Annotated in this window: 15 protein-coding genes, 1 tRNA gene, 2 rRNA genes and 1 pseudogene (1 of these 19 cut by a window edge); 15 read left to right on the forward strand and 4 right to left on the reverse strand. The window is 59.5% G+C overall.

Features of this window, described 5'->3' with window-relative positions; translation table 11 throughout:
- Together PPRO_RS08385 and rrf are read left to right on the forward strand one after the other, a co-directional pair.
- Positions 1 to 991 (forward strand): 23S ribosomal RNA (locus PPRO_RS08385); it begins 1,960 nt to the left of the window's first position.
- A 138-nt stretch (positions 992 to 1,129) separates the two neighbouring features.
- Positions 1,130 to 1,246: ribosomal RNA gene (rrf, locus tag PPRO_RS08390) — 5S ribosomal RNA — on the forward strand.
- Positions 1,247 to 1,452: 206 nt separating this feature from the next.
- On the opposite strand, the gene PPRO_RS08395 is transcribed toward rrf, so the two are convergent.
- The gene (locus PPRO_RS08395) at positions 1,453 to 2,952 is read right to left on the reverse strand and encodes a mechanosensitive ion channel (RefSeq protein ID WP_011735574.1); all 1,500 of its coding nucleotides are present in this window, start codon (positions 2,950 to 2,952) and stop codon (positions 1,453 to 1,455) included.
- Positions 2,953 to 3,514: 562 nt separating this feature from the next.
- Between PPRO_RS08395 and PPRO_RS08400 the strand changes: the two genes are divergently transcribed.
- From PPRO_RS08400 to PPRO_RS08460, 13 genes and pseudogenes are all read left to right on the forward strand, one after another.
- Complete coding sequence (locus PPRO_RS08400) at positions 3,515 to 5,686, forward strand: Tex family protein (RefSeq protein ID WP_011735575.1); 2,172 nt, start codon at positions 3,515 to 3,517, stop codon at positions 5,684 to 5,686.
- A 103-nt stretch (positions 5,687 to 5,789) separates the two neighbouring features.
- Positions 5,790 to 6,467, forward strand: coding sequence for a site-2 protease family protein (locus PPRO_RS08405; protein ID WP_011735576.1), 678 nt, complete (start codon positions 5,790 to 5,792; stop codon positions 6,465 to 6,467).
- 71 nt (positions 6,468 to 6,538) lie between these two features.
- Complete coding sequence (gene trpS, locus PPRO_RS08410) at positions 6,539 to 7,519, forward strand: tryptophan--tRNA ligase (RefSeq protein ID WP_011735577.1); 981 nt, start codon at positions 6,539 to 6,541, stop codon at positions 7,517 to 7,519.
- A gap of 13 nt (positions 7,520 to 7,532) precedes the next feature.
- Positions 7,533 to 8,351: a segregation and condensation protein A gene (locus PPRO_RS08415; protein WP_011735578.1), complete on the forward strand. Its 819-nt coding sequence runs from the start codon at positions 7,533 to 7,535 to the stop codon at positions 8,349 to 8,351.
- Positions 8,352 to 8,363: 12 nt separating this feature from the next.
- On the forward strand, positions 8,364 to 8,801 hold the full coding sequence (gene mscL / locus PPRO_RS08420) for a large conductance mechanosensitive channel protein MscL (protein ID WP_011735579.1): 438 nt from the start codon (positions 8,364 to 8,366) through the stop codon (positions 8,799 to 8,801).
- A gap of 46 nt (positions 8,802 to 8,847) precedes the next feature.
- Entirely contained in the window at positions 8,848 to 9,468 is a 621-nt protein-coding gene (gene scpB, locus PPRO_RS08425) for an SMC-Scp complex subunit ScpB (RefSeq protein WP_011735580.1), read from the forward strand.
- 152 nt (positions 9,469 to 9,620) lie between these two features.
- Positions 9,621 to 10,424: an AmmeMemoRadiSam system protein B gene (gene amrB, locus PPRO_RS08430; RefSeq protein WP_011735581.1), complete on the forward strand. Its 804-nt coding sequence runs from the start codon at positions 9,621 to 9,623 to the stop codon at positions 10,422 to 10,424.
- Positions 10,425 to 10,460: 36 nt separating this feature from the next.
- Entirely contained in the window at positions 10,461 to 12,995 is a 2,535-nt protein-coding gene (locus PPRO_RS08435) for a bifunctional aconitate hydratase 2/2-methylisocitrate dehydratase (protein WP_011735582.1), read from the forward strand.
- Between the two features lie 120 nt (positions 12,996 to 13,115).
- A pseudogene (locus PPRO_RS08440) lies at positions 13,116 to 13,319 on the forward strand (type I glyceraldehyde-3-phosphate dehydrogenase); the annotation flags it as partial.
- Between the two features lie 85 nt (positions 13,320 to 13,404).
- The gene (locus tag PPRO_RS08445) at positions 13,405 to 14,604 is read left to right on the forward strand and encodes a phosphoglycerate kinase (RefSeq protein ID WP_011735584.1); all 1,200 of its coding nucleotides are present in this window, start codon (positions 13,405 to 13,407) and stop codon (positions 14,602 to 14,604) included.
- Between the two features lie 10 nt (positions 14,605 to 14,614).
- A complete protein-coding gene (gene tpiA / locus PPRO_RS08450) occupies positions 14,615 to 15,370 on the forward strand; it encodes a triose-phosphate isomerase (protein ID WP_011735585.1) in 756 nt (251 codons plus the stop codon).
- 91 nt (positions 15,371 to 15,461) lie between these two features.
- Entirely contained in the window at positions 15,462 to 15,815 is a 354-nt protein-coding gene (secG, locus tag PPRO_RS08455; RefSeq protein ID WP_011735586.1) for a preprotein translocase subunit SecG, read from the forward strand.
- Between the two features lie 82 nt (positions 15,816 to 15,897).
- Positions 15,898 to 15,984 (forward strand) — tRNA-Leu (locus PPRO_RS08460).
- A gap of 115 nt (positions 15,985 to 16,099) precedes the next feature.
- Here PPRO_RS08460 and PPRO_RS08465 read toward each other — a convergent pair.
- From PPRO_RS08465 to serA, 3 genes are all read right to left on the reverse strand, one after another.
- The gene (locus PPRO_RS08465; protein WP_011735587.1) at positions 16,100 to 16,621 is read right to left on the reverse strand and encodes a ferritin; all 522 of its coding nucleotides are present in this window, start codon (positions 16,619 to 16,621) and stop codon (positions 16,100 to 16,102) included.
- Between the two features lie 213 nt (positions 16,622 to 16,834).
- Complete coding sequence (lgt, locus tag PPRO_RS08470) at positions 16,835 to 17,635, reverse strand: prolipoprotein diacylglyceryl transferase (RefSeq protein WP_011735588.1); 801 nt, start codon at positions 17,633 to 17,635, stop codon at positions 16,835 to 16,837.
- A 16-nt stretch (positions 17,636 to 17,651) separates the two neighbouring features.
- Entirely contained in the window at positions 17,652 to 19,271 is a 1,620-nt protein-coding gene (gene serA / locus PPRO_RS08475) for a phosphoglycerate dehydrogenase (protein ID WP_011735589.1), read from the reverse strand.
- Positions 19,272 to 19,420: the final 149 nt, after the last annotated feature.

Below are 19,420 nucleotides of genomic sequence, written 5' to 3' on the forward strand. Positions count from 1 at the left end.
AACTATAACGGTCCTAAGGTAGCGAAATTCCTTGTCGGGTAAGTTCCGACCTGCACGAATGGCGTAACGATTTCCGCGCTGTCTCAACCAGTGGCTCAGCGAAATTGAATTCTCGGTGAAGATGCCGAGTACCCGCGGTAAGACGGAAAGACCCCGTGAACCTTTACTATAGCTTGACAGTGACATTCGGAATAGCTTGTGTAGGATAGGTGGGAGACTATGAAACCGGTACGCTAGTATCGGTGGAGTCGTCCTTGAAATACCACCCTGGTTGTTTTGGATGTCTAACCTGGGCCCGTAAACCGGGTCGGGGACACTGTCTGGTGGGTAGTTTGACTGGGGCGGTCGCCTCCCAAAGAGTAACGGAGGCGCGCGAAGGTTCCCTCAGCCCGATTGGAAACCGGGCGTAGAGTGCAATGGCATAAGGGAGCTTGACTGCGAGACCAACAAGTCGAGCAGGTACGAAAGTAGGTCATAGTGATCCGGCGGTTCTGTATGGAAGGGCCGTCGCTCAACGGATAAAAGGTACTCCGGGGATAACAGGCTGATCTCCCCCAAGAGTTCACATCGACGGGGAGGTTTGGCACCTCGATGTCGGCTCATCGCATCCTGGGGCTGAAGTAGGTCCCAAGGGTTTGGCTGTTCGCCAATTAAAGCGGTACGCGAGCTGGGTTTAAAACGTCGTGAGACAGTTTGGTCCCTATCTACCGTGGGCGCAGGATACTTGAGAAGAGCTGTCCTTAGTACGAGAGGACCGGGATGGACATACCTCTGGTGTTCCAGTTGTGCCGCCAGGCGCAGTCGCTGGGTAGCCACGTATGGAAAGGATAACCGCTGAAAGCATCTAAGCGGGAAGCCTCCTTCAAGATTAGGTATCCCTGGGAGCAATCCCCTGAAGGCCCGTTGTAGACCACAACGTTGATAGGCTGGGTGTGTAAGCGCAGCAATGTGTTTAGCTTACCAGTACTAATCGGCCGTGAGGCTTGACCATAAAAATGAAATTCGGCCGGGGAAGGGCAACCTTCCCCAGGCCGATATATATCGAAGCAAGCGTGCAAACCTAAACACCACAATGCAATTGATAATGATCTGTAGAGGCAGGTTTCAAACCTGTCCCTGCGAAAGATTTCTCGGTGGCTATGCCGAGGGGGCCACACCCGTTCCCATCCCGAACACGGAAGTTAAGCCCCTCAGGGCCGATGATACTGCACGGGTAGCTGTGTGGGAAAGTAGGTCGCCGCCGGGAATAATAAAAGCAGCCCCATCACATCATGTGATGGGGCTGCTTTGCGTTGAAGCATGTTTATGGCAGCGTGGGGAAAAACTCCACAGACTGTTATTGCAATTGTTTTTCTCTGGGTGCGGCATGCCTGCACGGCATATGTTTGATCATAGTTTGATGTCGATACACAGCGTTTACTCTCTTGCTTCTTTCGGATTAGCGCGTCAGTTTTACGGTTTTGTATCTTTCATCGACCTGATCCATTCGTCCAGTTCTCTGGCCGCGATTTCCTTTCCACCGCAACCAAAGGCAATCGCGATCGCAATGGCGATGGCACCCAGGGTCAAACCGAAGGCGAGGTTTATGATCTCGTTCGCCAGTCCCATCTGACGCAGCGCCATCGCACCGGCAAGGACCATGATCGCGGTTCGTGCCGTCAGGGAGAACAGCCGAGGATTGGATGAGGTTGTGGAGATTATGATCTTGCTGGTGAAGTTTGCCAGCAGCAGGCCAATGGCGAAAATCACGATCCCCAGCAGGACATGCCCGGCCAGCACGGTAAACTGGGTGAATAGCATGGAAGCGATCTTGAACCCAAGTCGCTCCGAAGCCTCTATGGAGGCAAACAGCATGATTGCTGCCAGGGCCAGTTTTCCGGTTATCACCGAGGGAGCCCAGGTTCCTTCCACGATTTTCTGGCCGATGCCAAGTTTTGCCAGCACCGCATTGAAACCCAGTCCTTCGAGAAGATTGGTCAACATGTCGGACAACAGTTTGCCGACGACGTAGGAGACGATCAGGATGAGGGCGGCGGCGAAAAGGTTGGGAAGAGCCATCAGAAACAGTTCCATCATCCTGCTTACGGGCTGAGTTACCGCATCAAGCCTCAAGGTGTTCAACGATGCAACGAGAATGGGGATGAAGATCAGAACATAGGCAACCAGTCCGAGAATCGACGATAGTCTGTGGCTGCCGAGCAGCCTGTTGAGTCCGACTTTTTCGCTCAGGTTATCGCAACCGATAGCTTCCAGCAGGCTCGTGACGATCCTCTGGATAATGCGGGCTACCAGCCAGCCGATCAGCAGGATAATCGCGGCGGTAAAGATGTTGGGGAGAAAGTCCAGAATTTTAGTCAACATGTTCTGAACTGGGTTGAGCAGGCCCCCCAAGTTGAGTGTGCTCAGTACGGCAGGGCAGAAGAGCAGCATCACGAGCCAGAACACCGCATTGGCCACTGTTTGTGAAAGCGCCAGGTGTGCTTCACCCATGCCGGTTTTGTCACCCAGTTTTTCATCGAATCTGGCCGCGATCAGGCCGCGTGCGACAACGAGTTTGAGAACCTTGGCTGTCACCCAGGCAACCACCACGATGATCAGTGCGCCAAGAATCTGCGGAGTGAATTTGAATAATTCGTTGAGGAGTCCGTTGATCGGTTCGGTTATGAGTGTGATTCCCAGCGCCTGGAATGTGGCTACGAGAACAAAAAGCATGATCAGATAAAACAAACCCCGTGAAATCATGTTTTCCAGTTCAGGAGGCGGTTGCTTCTCGTCCGTACTGATCCATTCCGCGACATGCCTGTTGAGTGTGATCCGATGCAGGAGCTTGCGAAATAGTCCCGATGCAAGCAGGGCAACCACCCATCCGATGATTATGATCAACAGCGCTCCGACGAGACGAGGGATGTATGAACCGGTCATCTGTGTGATTTGACTGAGAATCGTTTCCATGATGTACCCTCCTGTGTGGTTTTTGTTTATTATAAAACAATAGTATACGGTCAATGGAAGTCAATGGGGGAACGTAATCTCTCGCTTCTGTTCCGAAACTTGACCACATGTGCATGTCGTCGTCCCTCCCGGTTTGCTCCGCTCCCTTGATTTTCACGAGGCTTCTGTTGTATACAGAGAACCGTTTTTGCCGCAAGACGCGCGCAGGTAGACCTTACTGTGCCGGTTTGATCGGTTTTGTGCACTGAAGCGTTGGTGAGCGCTCCGCTGTTGCTGGATCTGTCCGACATTTCAGGCAGGCGTGATGGGTGGCATGGAAGCCATGACCGATACCCGGATACGTGCATGGGGTTTATGGACAGGGCCTGGCGGCAGGGAGCCGACGAAGTGCATGAGAGGGCGGGAGCAGTCCCGCCTTTTGTCATTTCCCTCCAGAGCCCTCTTCCTTCTGTAACTTCCCGCAACCCACTGCTGTCAACAGACACTGTCCGCGTACGCCGTTTCACATAGTGTTCCGCCCATCGATCCTATGTGGCGGGAACCGGAACCCAGAGGAGAAGCAATGAAGCCGAATAATGAACAGCTTGCCAAGATCATTGAGTACATCATCGACGCCACCGGACTTGGACGCGGACAGGTGCAGAACTGCGTGGAACTGCTCCAGGGTGGCGCCACCGTGCCGTTCATCGCCCGCTACCGCAAGGAGATGACCGGCGAACTGGACGAGGTGCGCATCCGTGACGTGGAGGAGCAGTACGTCTACTTCCGCGAACTGGGTGAGCGCAAGTTGACGGTGCTCAATTCCATCGAGGAGCAGGGCAAGCTTACGCCGGAGTTGCGTCAACGCATCGAGGCATCGTCTAAAAAGACCGAGGTGGAGGACCTCTACCTCCCCTTCAAGCCCAAACGCCGCACTAAGGCGATCATCGCCCGGGAGCGGGGACTGGAGCCGCTGGCGGACATCATGGCGGCCCAGGAACTCTTCTCGGGGAGTCCCGAGGAGGCGGCTGTCCCCTTTGTTAACCCGGAGCTGGAGATCCCCGACGCGGCAGCGGCCCTGGAGGGGGCAGGCCATATCCTGGCCGAGCGGCTTTCCGATGATGCCGACAGTCGCGACATGGTACGGCGCCTGACCGCCGAGCAGGGGGTGATCGTCTCACGAGTGGCGGCGGATAAGAAGGGGCAGGTCACCAAATTCGAGATGTACTACGACTACCAGGAGTCGCTCAGGGAGGTTCCCTCCCACCGCATGCTGGCCATGCGGCGGGGCGAGAAGGAGGAGGTGCTCTACCTCTCCATCGTCGCGCCCCAGGAGCATATCCTGGTCGGCCTCAAGTCACGGCTGATCAGGGGGGAGAGCGTCTTCAGGCCGCTTCTGGAGCGGGTCGTAGAGGATGCCTACAAGCGGCTGATCGCCCCTTCCATCGAAGTGGAGTTGCGCCTGGATTCCAAGGAGCGCGCCGACGAGGCGGCCATCGCGGTGTTTGCCCAGAATCTGCGCAACCTCCTGCTGGCGCCCCCGGCCGGGGGTAAACGGGTGCTGGGCATCGACCCCGGCTTCCGCACCGGCTCCAAGCTGGCGGCCCTGGACGCTACCGGCCGTTTCATGGAGCATGTCACGATCTACCCCCACACGGGAGAGGCGCGTATTCACCAGGCCCGACAGGAGCTGCTGCGCCTGGTGGAGACCTTTGATATCGAGATGATCGCCGTGGGCAACGGCACCGCTGGCCGCGAGATGGAAATATTCAGCCGGGAGACCCTTGCCGGGGCAGGGTGGCAGATCCCGGTGGTGTCGGTCAGCGAGGCTGGGGCCAGCGTCTACTCCGCCTCGGAGATCGCCCGCGAGGAGTTCCCCGAACTGGACCTGACCGTGCGCGGGGCCATCTCCATCGGCCGGCGTCTGCAGGACCCCCTGGGCGAACTGGTCAAGATCGATCCCAAGAGTATCGGGGTGGGGCAGTACCAGCACGACGTCAACCAGTCAATGCTCAAGAAGGCGCTGGACGGCGTGGTGGAATCCTGTGTCAACTATGTGGGGGTCGATCTGAACACCGCCTCCTGGGCCCTGCTCTCCTATGTCTCTGGCCTGGGACCTTCCCTGGCCAAGGCGGTCACTCGTTACCGCGACCAGAATGGCCCCTTCTCCTCCCGCACTACATTGATGAACGTCCCCCGCTTCGGCGCCAAGGCTTTCGAGCAGGCCGCCGGTTTCTTGAAAATCCGCAATGCAGGGCATCCGCTGGATAACAGCGCCGTCCACCCCGAGCGCTATGCCCTGGTGGAGTCCATGGCCCGGGACCTGGGTGTCTCCCTGGGACACCTGGTGGCCGACCCGGCCCTGACAAAGCGCATCGACCCGAAGCGCTACCTGTCCGATGGCGTCGGCCTGCCGACTCTGAACGACATCCTGGAGGAACTTATGAAACCGGGACGTGACCCTCGCAGCCAGTTCCAGACAGCCGAATTCCGTGATGACATCCGCAAGATCGAGGATCTGCGGGAGGGGATGGTGCTGCAGGGGGTGGTGACCAACGTGACCGCCTTCGGTGCCTTCGTGGACATCGGCGTCCACCAGGATGGGTTGGTGCACATCAGCCATCTGGCCAACCGCTTTGTCAAGAGCCCCCATGACGCGGTCCAGGCCGGCCAACTGGTCAGGGTCAAGGTGCTTTCAGCCGACCCGAAGCGAAAGCGAATCTCCCTCTCTATCAGGGAGGCGGAGCGGAAGTGAGTAAGGCGTTAAGAGTGAGGGGTGAGGCGTAAGGGGGCGCGATTGACTTTGCCGGCGCACTCTGTTAGGTATAGACACCTTTTTTGACGCTAAAAGGAGCACAATGGACGATTTTCTGCTCAAAATCTCGGTCATGCTCGTGCCGGGGATGCTGGCCATCACCTGCCATGAGGTATCCCACGGCTATATTGCCTGGCATTTCGGCGACCCCACGGCGCGCATGCTGGGCAGGCTGACCCTGAATCCCCTGAAGCACCTCGATCCCATCGGCACCCTGATGATCTTCTTCATCGGCATCGGTTGGGCCAAGCCGGTTCCGGTGGTGTTCGAAAATCTGCGCAATCCCAAGAAGGATATGATCTGGGTCGCGGCGGCCGGGCCGATTACCAATCTTGTCTTGGCAGCGCTCTCCGCCCTCCTGCTGCGGGGCGTGGTTGCCCTGGAAAGTCCTGACGCCCTGTCGCCGGCGACGTTCATCGTCGAGCCGCTGGTGCTGATGCTGGCCTTTTCCGTCTACATCAACCTGCTGCTGTCGATCTTCAACATGATCCCGCTGCCCCCGCTGGATGGCGGCCGGGTGCTGGTGGGGCTCCTGCCGTATCGCCAGGCCAACGCCTGGTCGCGGCTCGAGCCCTATGGCATGCTGATCATCATCGTGCTGGTCTTCTTCACCAACCTGTTTTCCTATGTCATATCGCCGCTGCTGGGCGCTGCCGTCCATCTGCTGGCAGGTCCCCAGAGTGGGCTGGTGCTGGGAGTGACCAGCCTGATGATGCGCTGAAGCGAAAGTCGCCATTACCCATCATGCTTCCCGCTGGTCAGGGGGTATGAAGCCATAAGGAGTCGTGATAGATGAAAGAGCGTGTTGTCAGCGGCATGAGGCCCACCGGGCGCCTGCACATAGGTCATTTTCATGGAGTTCTGGAAAACTGGATCAGGATTCAGGATCAGATGGAGTGCTTCTTCTTTGTGGCGGACTGGCATTCATTGACCACGGAATACGCCGATACGGCGGCCATCAGGGACAATATCCGCGAGATGGTGCTGGACTGGGTCGCCTTCGGACTTGACCCCGAAAAAACGGTGGTCTTCCGCCAGAGCCTGGTCCCCCACCATGCCGAACTGAACCTGATACTCTCCATGATCACGCCGGTCTCCTGGCTGGAGCGTAACCCAACCTTCAAGGAGATGCTGGACAATATCCAACAGCGTGACCTCTCCACCTTCGGTTTTCTCGGTTATCCGGTGCTGATGGCCGCCGATATCATCCTCTACAAGGCCACCCGCGTGCCGGTTGGGCAGGACCAGTTACCCCACCTGGAGATCACCCGCGAGATCGCTCGGCGCTTCAACCATCTTTATGGCCAGGTGTTCCCCGAACCGGCCGCCCTGCTGACCGAGACACCCAAGCTCTTGGGGCTTGACGGCCGCAAGATGAGCAAGTCCTACAACAACTCCATCTACCTGTCGGACACGGCCGAGGAGACCGAGAAGAAGATCAAGTCCATGATGACCGATCCGGCCCGCATGCGGCGCAGCGATGCGGGCGATCCGGAGGTGTGCGTAGCCTTTAACCTGCACCGCATCTATGTCCCCCAGGAACAGCAGGACGAGATCGTTCCGGCCTGCCGCAACGCATCCATCGGCTGCGTAGAGTGCAAGAAGATCCTGGCCAAATACCTGAACGAGCGCCTGGCTCCCTTCCGAGCCAAGCGGGTGGAGCTTACCCAAAAGTCCGACTTCGTCGACAACCTCCTCCACAATGGCAGCAAACGGGCGTCCGTCATCTCCGATGCCGTCATGGCGGAGGCTCGCGCAGCCCTGAAGCTGTGAGACCGGACAATCCATGAGTTCCACCAGCGGCCAGCAGGAGGAGAACCTTCCCCTGGAGGGTTTCCAGGATGTCTACCACGTGCGCCTGGACAAGTTCGACGGTCCCCTGGATCTCCTGCTGCATCTGATCAGGAAGAACGAACTGGACATCCGCGACATCCCCATCGCCGACATCACCCGCCAGTACCTGGAATACATCAGGCTGATGAAGGATCTGAACCTGGATGTGGCCGGTGATTTCCTGCTCATGGCCTCCACGTTGCTCCAGATCAAATCTGCAATGCTGCTCCCCCTGGACGAGCAGGAGCAGGAGGGGGACGAGGAGGCAGACCCGCGCGCCGAACTGGTGCGGCGCCTCCTTGAGTACCAGCGCTACAAGGAGGCCGGCACTTTGATGGGAGCACGGGCGCTGCTGGGGCGGGAGGTGTTCACCCGCCCCTTCTGCGAATCCGAGATTGTGGCTGCCCACCAGGAAGAGGGACCGCTTGAGCTTGAACTCTTCGACCTGGTGGATGCCTTCCGCTCGCTTTTGAGCCGCATACCGGTGGAGAGCTTCCACGAGGTGGCTGCCGCGGATGTCCTGAGCATCGCCGACAGCATCAACGAGATCCTGGGGCTGCTCCAGGAACGGGAGATGATTGCATTTGACGAACTTGTCAGGGATGACTTCACCCGCGAACGGGTGATTGTAACCTTCCTGGCTCTGCTTGAACTGTGCCGGCTCAGGATGATCCGAATCTACCAGAATCGGGACCAGGGCAGTATCTGGTTCCTTCCCGCCGTGGTTGAAGTAGCCGACGACGAGAGCGTCGCGGACATATCTGCTATCTAGAGGAGGCGTACCATGCTTAAGGAATTCAAGGAGTTCGCAATCAGGGGGAACGTCATTGACCTGGCAATCGGTATCATCATCGGTGGCGCGTTCGGCAAGATCGTCGACTCTCTGGTCAAGGACGTGATCATGCCGCCGGTCGGCATGATCATGGGCAAGATGGATTTCGCCTCGCTGTTCCTCAACCTGTCCGGAACCGAGTACGCGACCCTGGCCGAAGCCAAGAAGGCCGGAGCCGCCACCCTGAATTATGGTATATTCATCAGCACCATCGTCGATTTCCTGATTATGGCTTTCGTCGTCTTCCTGATGGTCAAGCAGATCAACCGTATGAAGAAGGAGGCTCCCGCTCCTGTTGCTGCATCGGACAGCAAGGACTGCCCCTTCTGTCTTTCACCGATTCCGCTGCAGGCGACCCGCTGCCCGCACTGCACGTCAAACCTGAAGTAAGCAAGAGGGAAACAGCCTCTTTCATGTCTAAAAACGGACGCTTTTGATGAATCTGTCGGCTGTTGTTGAAAGTGTCATCTTCAGCGCGGACACGCCCCTGTCGCTGGACAAACTGTGCGAACTGCTCCCCGAGTACGAGCGGGGCGCCATCAGGGATGTACTGCGCGATCTGGTCTCACTGCATGAGGTGAGGAACGGGGGCTTTCAGCTGGTCAACATTGCCGGCGGATGGCAGTTTCGTACCCCATCCTCCCTCCAGCAGTATGTGGTTCGCAACGTCAAGGCAAAGTCGGCCAAGTTTTCCCAGTCCTCCCTGGAAACCCTGGCCATCGTGGCCTATCGCCAACCGGTGACCCGCGCCGAAATAGAGTACCTGCGCGGCGTGGATTGCGGCGGCGTGCTGAGAACCCTGCTGGAGAGGAAACTGATCCGTATCCTGGGAAAGAAGGACATCCCGGGTCGGCCGTTGATCTACGGCACCTCCAGGGAATTCCTGGAGGTCTTTGGTCTGAAAGACCTGAAGAGCCTTCCCACCCTGAAGGAGATCCAGGCCCTGGACGATGTTCCCCTGTTTGAGCGGCAGGAGGAACTGTTGCTGGATGGTGTCGGCGCTGCTTCCACCCTGACCCAGGTCGCCCTTGACCTGCAGGGAGAACCGGAGCAGTGATGTCCCGGGCACCCTTTCCGCTGTAATCCGAAAAAAAGCGACTCCCGGGGAAGAGCCAAACTTCGGGTGAGAACAGGAGATTTCTGAGTACTGACTTTCACGAGGCCACACTATCCGTTTTTTGTTCTGAATCCGCTCACAGGAGGTGGAGCATGCAACGTCAACCGGTAGTGGCAGGACAGTTTTACCCCGGCAATCCGGATCAGCTGCGGAACGACCTCGCACGGATGATTCCCCAGGCGGACCCGAAGAGACGCGTGCGGGGGATCATCGCACCCCATGCCGGCTATGTCTACTCCGGTGCCATAGCAGGCCAAGCCTATGGCGCGATCCAGATTCCGGCAACCGCCCTGATCATCGGACCCAATCACCATGGCGCCGGAGACCCGGCCGCCCTCTTTCCCGCCGGCCAGTGGCTTACCCCGCTGGGGCCGGTCACCATCAATTCACGTCTGAATGACCTGATCGCCACCCATGTGCCGTTCGTCCACCTGGACTCTCTGGCACACCGCTTCGAACATTCCCTGGAGGTTCAGCTCCCCTTTCTTCAGGCACTGCGTCCCGAAATCACCTGTGCCGCACTCTGTCTTGGCCATGGCGACTACACCCTGCTTAAGGAACTGGGGGAGGGGATCGCCGCGGCGATCCGCGAGTATGGAGAGGATGTGCTGATCGTGGCCAGTTCCGACATGACCCACTACGAGTCAGCCGCCTCGGCCAGGAGGAAGGATGATCTGGCCCTGGAGCGTGTGCTGGCCTTTGATCCCCAGGGGCTGCTGCACGTCTGCCGTTCCGAGATGATCAGCATGTGCGGCGCCGTTCCCGCGGCTGTCATGCTGATTGCCGCCCGCGAATTGGGGGCCACCGCAGCGGAAGTTGTGGCCTACGGAACCAGCGGCGACGTGACCGGCGACAACCGCCAGGTGGTGGGCTACGCCGCCGTGCTGGTGGCCTGAGCCGCTCCCCCCCTTGCCTTTGTCAGGAGAACAGTGATGATCCAAGAGTACCTGCACCACGAGCAGGAACGGGCCCGGCAGGGCATACCGCCACTCCCGCTGTCGGCTGAGCAGACCGCCCGGCTCTGTGCCCTGCTGACAGCCCCGCCGTCTGGTCGGGAAGAGTTCCTGCTGACCCTGCTTGAAAGACGCGTTCCCCCCGGCGTTGACCCGGCCGCCAAGGTCAAGGCCGGTTTCCTGACCAATATTGTCTCCGGCGCTCTACAATCTCCGTTGCTCACTCCGTTTGACGCCATCCGCATTCTGGGCGGCATGCTGGGTGGGTACAATGTGGCGCCCCTGGTGGCCGCCCTTTCCGATCCAGAACTTGTCGGCGAAGCTGCCGATCAGTTGAGCCGCATCACCCTGGTCCATGGAGCCTTCGACCAGGTGGCTGCCTTGGTCAGGGAGGGGAACCAGGCAGCTTCCCGGGTGATGCGTTCCTGGGCCGAGGGGGAATGGTTCACCCGCCGCGCGCCTCTCCCCGCAACCATCAGGCTCAAGGTCTACCGGGTGCAAGGGGAAATTAACACGGACGATTTTTCCCCGGCCGGCGACGCCTGGAGTCGTCCCGACATTCCGCTACATGCCCTGGTCATGGGCAGGCGCCGCTTCCCCGACGGTCTGGCCACCATGGCCGCCTTCCGTGAAGAGGGATGCCGGATAGCCTTCGTAGGGGACGTGATAGGCACCGGGTCTTCCCGAAAATCGGCCTGCAACAGCCTGCTCTGGGCCATCGGCGAGGATATCCCCGGCGTGCCCAACAAGAGGGGAGGGGGCGTGATCATCGGCGGCGTCATCGCACCGATTTTCTTCAACACCGCCCAGGATTCCGGCGCCCTGCCGATCAGGGCAGAGGTCGGGGCGCTCTCCACCGGTGACCTCATCGTGGTGGACACCGTCCGGGGGATCATCTCCGATGAACAGGGAGCGAACGTTCTCTCCCGCTTCAGCCTTGCCCCCGCGACCCTGGCGGACGAATTCCGGGCCGGAGGCCGCATCCCGCTGATTATCGGCCGTGCCCTGACCGACAGGGCCCGTTCCTTCCTTGGTCTGCCCGGCTCCACGCTCTTCACCCTGCCGGACAATCCGGTGCCCGAACCGGGGCAGGGGTTTACCCTGGCCCAGAAGATGGTCGGCGCCGCCTGCGGCGTCGGGGGCGTCCTGCCCGGCAGTGCCTGCCAGCCGGTCATGACCACTGTGGGGAGCCAGGACACCACCGGCCCCATGACCGCCGACGAACTAAAGGAGTTGGCCTGCTTAAGCTTCCAGGCTCCCCTGGTCATGCAGTCTTTCTGCCACACAGCCGCCTATCCCAAGCTGTCCGACCTGGCGATGCACCGCACGCTCCCCTCGTTCATCACCCAGCGTGGAGGCGTTTCCCTGCGGCCCGGCGACGGGGTTATCCACTCCTGGCTGAACCGTCTGCTGCTGCCGGACAGGGTTGGCACCGGAGGCGACTCCCACACCCGCTTCCCCCTGGGCATATCCTTTCCGGCCGGTTCCGGTCTGGTGGCTTTTGCGGCCGCCATGGGCTTCATGCCGCTGGACATGCCCGAATCGGTATTGGTGCGCTTCAGCGGCAGCCTGAACAGCGGCATCACCCTGCGTGACGCGGTAAACGCCATTCCCCTCCAGGCCATACGGGAGGGGCTTCTGACCGTGCCCAAGCAGAACAAGGTCAACATCTTCAGCGGACGCATCCTGGAGATGGAGGGGATTTCCGACCTGAGTGTGGAGCAGGCCTTCGAGCTGACCGATTCCGCCGCGGAGCGTTCCGCTGCCGCCGGCTGCATCCAGCTCTCGGAAGAGCGTGTCGCAGAATTCCTCCGCTCCAATGTGGCGCTGATGAAGCGCATGGTCAATGAGGGGTATCAGGACGCTGAAAGTCTGTTGCGTCGCATCCGGGATGTTGAGCTGTGGCTGGATAATCCGCTTCTGATGCGAGCGGACAAAAATGCCAGCTACGCGGCACGGCTTCGGGTCGATCTGAGCGAGATCAGGGAGCCGATCCTGGCCTGCCCCAATGATCCCGATGATGTCAGGCTGTTGTCGGAGGTGGCCGGGACACCGATCCAGGATGTGTTCATCGGCTCCTGCATGGCCAACATCGGCCATTTTCGCGCAGCCGCCGAGATCTGGCGCGGCCAGACGTTCAATCCCCAGGTCCGCATCTGGCTCTGCCCCCCCACGCGCATGGATGAACAGCAGCTGCGTGACGAGGCCTGTTTCCAGGTATTCGGCGCAGTCGGCGCGCGCATGGAAATGCCCGGCTGTTCGCTCTGCATGGGCAACCAAGCCCGGGTGCCGGACGGGGTGACCGTGTTTTCCACCTCCACCAGGAATTTTGACGACCGCATGGGCAATGGCGCCAGAGTGTACCTGGGGTCTGCCGAACTGGGCGCGGTTGTCGCTCTTTTGGGGCGTTTGCCCGAACCGGACGAGTATCTGAGGCTGTACCGGGAGCGGGTGGAGCCGCAGCGGGAGAGGATCTACCGCTCCCTGCGCTTCGATGAGCGGTCGGAGCAGTAAAGAGATAGCTGGGTGCGCCTTTCCCCGTTTCCGTGGGGCTCCGCTCCGTGGTGCCGCATTATCTGGTTGACGATTCTTATTTATGTTTTATTATCTTCATGAGTTTGGGCGTGGCGGAACTCCCTCATGGGAATCCTGGGCATCCGCGATGTGCCGCTGGTTTCCATCGACTACAACGGCAATCCGCTCTCGTCCATAGTCGAAGCCTCCTGCACCAGGGTGATCGGCGACAACATGGTCAAGGTCATCTCCTGGTATGACAACGAGACCGGTTTCTCCCATCGATTGATCGACCTGCTTGAGCTGATCGCATCGAAAAAGTAGTCTTTTGCCGCTGATATTCGAGGGGGAACTCGCGTTTCTCCCTCTTTTTTTGTGATACCCATTCCATGCCCCAAGGAGGAGCCCCATGCCGATTCGCTACATCGACCAACTTGCCGACTTGAAGGATAAGAAGGTGTTTATTCGCGTTGACTTCAACGTTCCCCAGGATTCCAAGGGCAACATCACCGAGGATACCCGCATCACCGGAGCCCTGCCGACCATCAGGTACGCCATCGAGCAGGGGGCCAGGGTGATCCTGGCCTCCCATCTGGGGCGCCCCAAGGGGGAGAAGAACGAGAAATACAGCATGGTTCCGGCCGCCAAGCGTCTGTCGGAATTGTTGGGGAGGAAGGTCAAGCAGGCCTCGGACTGCTTCGGCGAAGAGGTGACTCGAGAGATCGATGCCATGAAATCGGGCGAGGTGCTGATGCTGGAGAATGTGCGCTTCTACCCCGGCGAGGAGAAGAACGACCCCAAGTTCGCCCAGCAGTTGGCCAATGGCTGCCAGGTCTACGTCAATGACGCCTTTGCCGTGTCCCATCGCGCCCATGCCTCGGTTGAGGCGATCACCAGGGTGATTCCCACCGTGGTGGCCGGTTTTCTGATGAGAAACGAGATGACCTTCTTCGACAAGGCCATGCAGAACCCGGTGCGTCCCCTGGTGGCCATTCTCGGCGGCGCCAAGGTCTCCGGCAAGCTGGAGGTGCTGGAAAAACTGATGAACAAGGTGGACAAGGTGGTGATCGGCGGCGGTATGGCATTCACCTTCCTCAAGTCCATGGGATACTCGGTGGGCGCCTCCAAGGTGGAGGACGAACTGCTCCCCACCGCCAAGAAGATCATGGACAAGGCCAGGAAGAAGGGAATCATGTTCTACCTACCGGTGGACTGCGTGGTGGCCAACGCCTTCGAGGCGAGCGCCACCAACTTCATCACCACCGTCCAGGAGATCCCCGAGGGGTGGCTGGCGCTGGATATCGGACCGGCGTCGGCAACGCTCTTCACCGAGACCCTGCGTGACGCCAAGACCGTCATCTGGAACGGCCCCATGGGAGTCTTCGAGATGGACGCCTTTGCCCGCGGCACCTTTGCCGTGGCCGAGGCGGTGGCAAGCGCCTTCGCCACCACCATCATCGGCGGCGGCGACACCGATTCCGCCGTACGCAAGGCGGGGGTGGAGAGCAAGGTCAGCTACATTTCCACCGGCGGTGGCGCGTTCCTGGAGCTGCTGGAGGGCAAGGTTCTGCCCGGCGTGAAGGCGCTGGACATCAAGGTCAAGAAATAGGGGGGAGTCCATGCGCACGCCGCTGATCGCAGGAAACTGGAAACTGCACAAGACCATTGCCGAGTCGTTGGCCATGGTGGATGAACTGAAACCGCTGGTGGCGGGAAGCAGGGGGGTGGAGATCGTCGTTGCTCCGGTGTTCACCGCCCTGAAAAGCGTTTCGTTCGCTCTGAACGGTAGTGACATCGGGCTTGCCGCCCAGGACTGCTTCTGGGAAGAACAGGGGGCCTTCACCGGGGAGGTGTCGCCGGCGCAGCTCAGGGATGCGGGGTGCAGTCATGTGATCATCGGGCATTCCGAGCGCCGCCAGCTCTTCGGCGAGACCGATGAGGGGGTGAATCGCAAGGCCAGGGCGGCCGTGGCCGTCGGCCTGACCGCCATCATCTGCGTAGGGGAAACCATGGAGGAGCGGGAGAGTCGCGCCACCTTCACCGTGGTGGGCAGGCAGGTTACGGCCGCCCTGGCCGGCTTCTTGTCCCACGAATTTTCCCGCATCGTCATCGCCTACGAACCGGTCTGGGCCATCGGAACCGGCAAGACCGCCACGGACCAGCAGGCCCAGGAGGTTCACTGCTATATCCGTAACCTGGTCACCATGTCCATCAGCCAGGCGATTGCCGATTCCCTGCGTATCCTCTACGGTGGCAGCGTCAAACCGGACAACATCAGGGGACTCATGGCGCAACCGGACATAGATGGAGCCCTGATCGGCGGCGCCAGCCTGAAGGCCGCCTCCTTTGCCGAGATGGTGAATTTCCGGGGATGAACCTCGTGGCGTACGGAGAAACCGAATAATTCCTTTACAATGGAATGGTGCGTATGGTAGAAGAGGTATTCTATTGCGCAGGGGTTACTGAATGCTGATTTTTCTTACAATACTTCATGTCGCTGTCAGCCTGTTTCTGATAGCCGTGGTTCTGCTGCAGTCCGGAAAGGGTGCCGAGATGGGTGCGTCCTTCGGCAGCAGCGGCAGCCAGTCGGTCTTTGGCGCCGGTGGAGGCACGACGTTTCTCAGCAAGTTGACCACCAGCGCGGCGGTTGTCTTCATGCTGACCTCGCTGACGCTTGCCTATCTGTCAGGATCTCCTTCGTCCTCCTCGATCATGGCCGGAAAGGTCAAGGCGGCTACGAAGGTGCCTGCACCCGTGACTCAACCGTCGGCGCCCGCTCCCGCTCCGACTGCTCCCGTGGCACCGGTTGGAACGAAATAGAAATTTTTGCTTGAAATGGTAGAGCGATGGTGCTATAAGCATCGTCTCAATTGCTGAAACAAAGTACTTTATATACCAGCTTGCGGTGGTGGCGGAATTGGTAGACGCACCAGCTTGAGGGGCTGGCGGGGGCAACCTCGTGATGGTTCAAATCCATTCCACCGCACCAAAATGAAGGGGCACCTGTTTGAAGCAGGTGCCCCTTCCGTTTTTATTTGTCGTTTCAGTCCGTCTTGCTCTCTCCTGTCTTTACCCAGTCCTCTCCGCGGAAGCGAATCATCCCGTCAGATCATCACCGGAACACCAGCGGGAGGTACAAAGACGCGTTGCCCCATCTCCGAATCCACCATCAGGATTCCGTAGCCGTTATCGCCCACCATCTTCAGTTTCGCAATCAGGTCGCGGTCGTTGTTTTCCTCTTCAATCTGCTCGGTCACGAACCACTGCAGGAATATCTGGGTGGCGTGGTCTTTTTCCTGCACCGCCTGCTCGCTTAAGGAATTGATGCACTTGGTGATCAACTGCTCGTGGGCCAGGGTCTTCTCGAACATTTCCAGCAACGTTGCGTAACTGTTCGGCACTGCCTTGCTGGCGGTCAGGGAAACTGTTTCGCCCTGCTCGGTCAGATAGCCGTAAAATTTGAAGAAATGGGTCATCTCCTCGCGATACTGGACGGTGAACCAGTTGGCAGCTCCCTTCAGTCCCAGGTTGTTGGCGCACGAGGCCATGGAAAGGTAGAGATGGGCCGAATAAAGTTCCAGGTTCATGTGTTTGTTCAGTGCATCCGACATCTTTGTGCTGATCATCGTGGCATCTCCTCTGTTGCTCATAGTGTGTCGCGCATTGATTGACTATAGCCAAACAGGAGATAATTTCAATGGTTTGATTGTGTCGCGTGTGGTTTGGGTCGCCGACTGCCTGTGGAAAGTAAGGCTGATTTCCAGCAGGAAAGATCCGGGCGGCGCTCCAGGCGGTAAGGTGCTGGAGAGCCGCGTATCCGGGAATAAGCGGGGGGAAAGTTATGCCGTTGGGGGGGCAGAGTCGTCCGATCGGCGCCGGAGGAGGGAGATGATCATGAAGGTTCCGGCCAGGAACATGGGCAGGCTGAGCAGTTGTCCCATGGAGAACAGTCCCTGGAAGGTGCCGATCTGGGCGTCGGGCTCGCGGAAAAATTCGGCGATGCAGCGGAACAGGCCATACCCTGCGCAGAAGGTCCAGGAGGGGATGCCGATGACCTGGGATCGGCGGGCGGAGAAGCGCACCATCAGGAACAGCAGCAGGCCCTCCAGGAAGGCCTCGTAGAGTTGGGATGGATGCCGGGGGAGTTCTCCTCCCCCGGGAAAGACGATCCCCCAGGGGGCACCCGTTATCCTGCCGTACAGTTCTCCGTTGATGAAATTGCCGATCCTGCCCAAGCCAAGGCCGATGGGAGCGCACTGGGCGATCATGTCCAGGATCGAGAAGAAGGACACCTTCCTGCTGCGGGCGAAGAACAGGATACCGGCCAGAACCCCCAGCATTCCGCCATGGAAGGACATGCCCCCCTCCCAGACCGCGAAGACCCTGAGCGGGTTGTCCAGGTAATAGTCCAGGTTATAGAAGAGGATATAGCCGATCCTCCCCCCCAGGACCACCCCCATGGCGCCGGAAAAGATCAGGTCGGCCAGGTCGTCCCTGGTGAAGGGATACTTCTTTCTGTCGATCTCGGCGCGGAGCAGGAAGTAGGTGGCGATGAAGCTCAGCACGTACATCAGCCCGTACCAGCGGAAGTGGAGCGGGCCGATGCTGAGAAAGACCGGGTCGATGGAGGGGAATGTCATGGCGTGATTCCGGCCGCTAGAGACCGCGGCCGCGGGAACAGGAAACGCTTTTCAGGTGAAGCGGTTTGATGAACGATGCGTCCGTAGCTGTCCTGATCTCTTCAACAACCTGCAATGGCACCGCCGAATCCAGGGAGAGGATGACCATGGCCTCGCCCTTCTTCTCGCGGCGCCCCAGGTTCATGGAGGCGATGTTGATGTCGTGCGTGCCCATGATGGTGCCGATCCTGCCGATCATGCCGGGGAGGTCGATGTAGTGCAAGAGCAGCATGTGCTCTTCCGGCGAGAAATCGATGGAGAAGTCGCGCAGGCGAACGATGCGGGGCGCTCCCTCGAAGAGTGTTCCGGAGACGGTGCGCTTCTTGCCGCCCCCTTCGATGATCAGGGTGATCACATTGGAGAAGGCGTCGCAGCTGGTGGACTTGTTCTCCTCCACCACGATCCCCATCTGGTCGGCGATCAGCGTGGCATTGACCATGTTCACATCCTGGTCCACCACCCGGTTCAGCAGGGAGGAGAGGCCGGTGACCGTCAGGGGGGTGCAGTCGTAGTGGGCGATGCTGCCGCTATAGCCGAAGCTGACCTTGTCCACGTTGTTGTCCAAGAGCTGCACGCCGATCTCGCAGATGACGTTCATCAGGTTGAGGAACGGCCGCATCTGGTCCATCAGGGCCATGTCGAAGCGGGGGATGTTGACGGCGCTCTCCATGGGCTGGTCGTCCAGATAGTTGACGATCTCCCGGGAAACGTCCACCGCCACGTTGATCTGCGCCTCGTGGGTATTGGCCCCCAGGTGCGGGGTGACCACCAGCCGTTCGTGACCGATCAGCTGCCTGAGCAGATCCGACTTGGGCGGCTCCTCGCTCCACACGTCAACGCCGCCGCCCAGCACCTTGCCGGAGTTGAGGTTGTCCAGCAGGGCCTGCTCGTTGATGATGCCGCCGCGGGCCGCGTTGATGACGATTACGCCGCTCTTCATCAGGCCGAATTCCCGGGCGGAGATCATGTCGCGGGTCTCGTCGTTAAGCGGGATATGCAGGGTGATGATGTCGCAGTTCTTGTAGATCTCGTCGTGGGAGACCAGCTTGACCCCCAGGTCGTGGGCGCGTTTCACCGACACGTAGGGGTCGCAGGCCAGCACCTCGCACTCGAATGCCTTCAGACGCGTGGCCACCCGGCCGCCGACCTTGCCCAGGCCGATGACGCCGGCAACCTTGCCCCTGAGTTCGTAGCCGGTGAAGGGTGCCCGCTTCCACTCGCCCGACTTCAGGCTGGCATTGGCGATGGTGATCTTGCGGCAGAAGGTCATCAGTAGGGCCAGGGCGTGCTCGGCCGCGCTGTTGGTGTTGCCGAAGGGGGCATTGATGACGATGACCCCCTTGGAGCTGGCGTAGTCCACGTCAACATTGTCGATACCGACCCCGGCGCGGGCGACGATCTTCAGCCGCTTTCCCGCATCCAGCACATCCCGGTCAACGGACGTGCCGCTGCGGGTGATGATTACGTCGTACTCGCCCAGAATCTCCAGCAGCTGTTCCTTGCTCAGCCCCAGTTTGACGTCAAGCTGAATGCGCGGCTCCTGGGTCAACAGGGCCAGGCCTTCGGCGGAAACTTCATCCGTTACGATAATCCTCATTACAAGCCTCGCTTTTGATATGGCCCGGATCCGTGCCTGGTATGTCGCGAATCCAGACTTATGTAAAGGGGCATAATAGTACCGACAACCAAAAAACGCAAGGGGCGCAACGGTTGGCGCTGGTGTCCGGTTGCTTTTGTTAGGGAAGT

Origin of the sequence: Pelobacter propionicus DSM 2379, from assembly GCF_000015045.1 — a bacterium.
Lineage (GTDB): Bacteria > Desulfobacterota > Desulfuromonadia > Geobacterales > Pseudopelobacteraceae > Pseudopelobacter > Pseudopelobacter propionicus.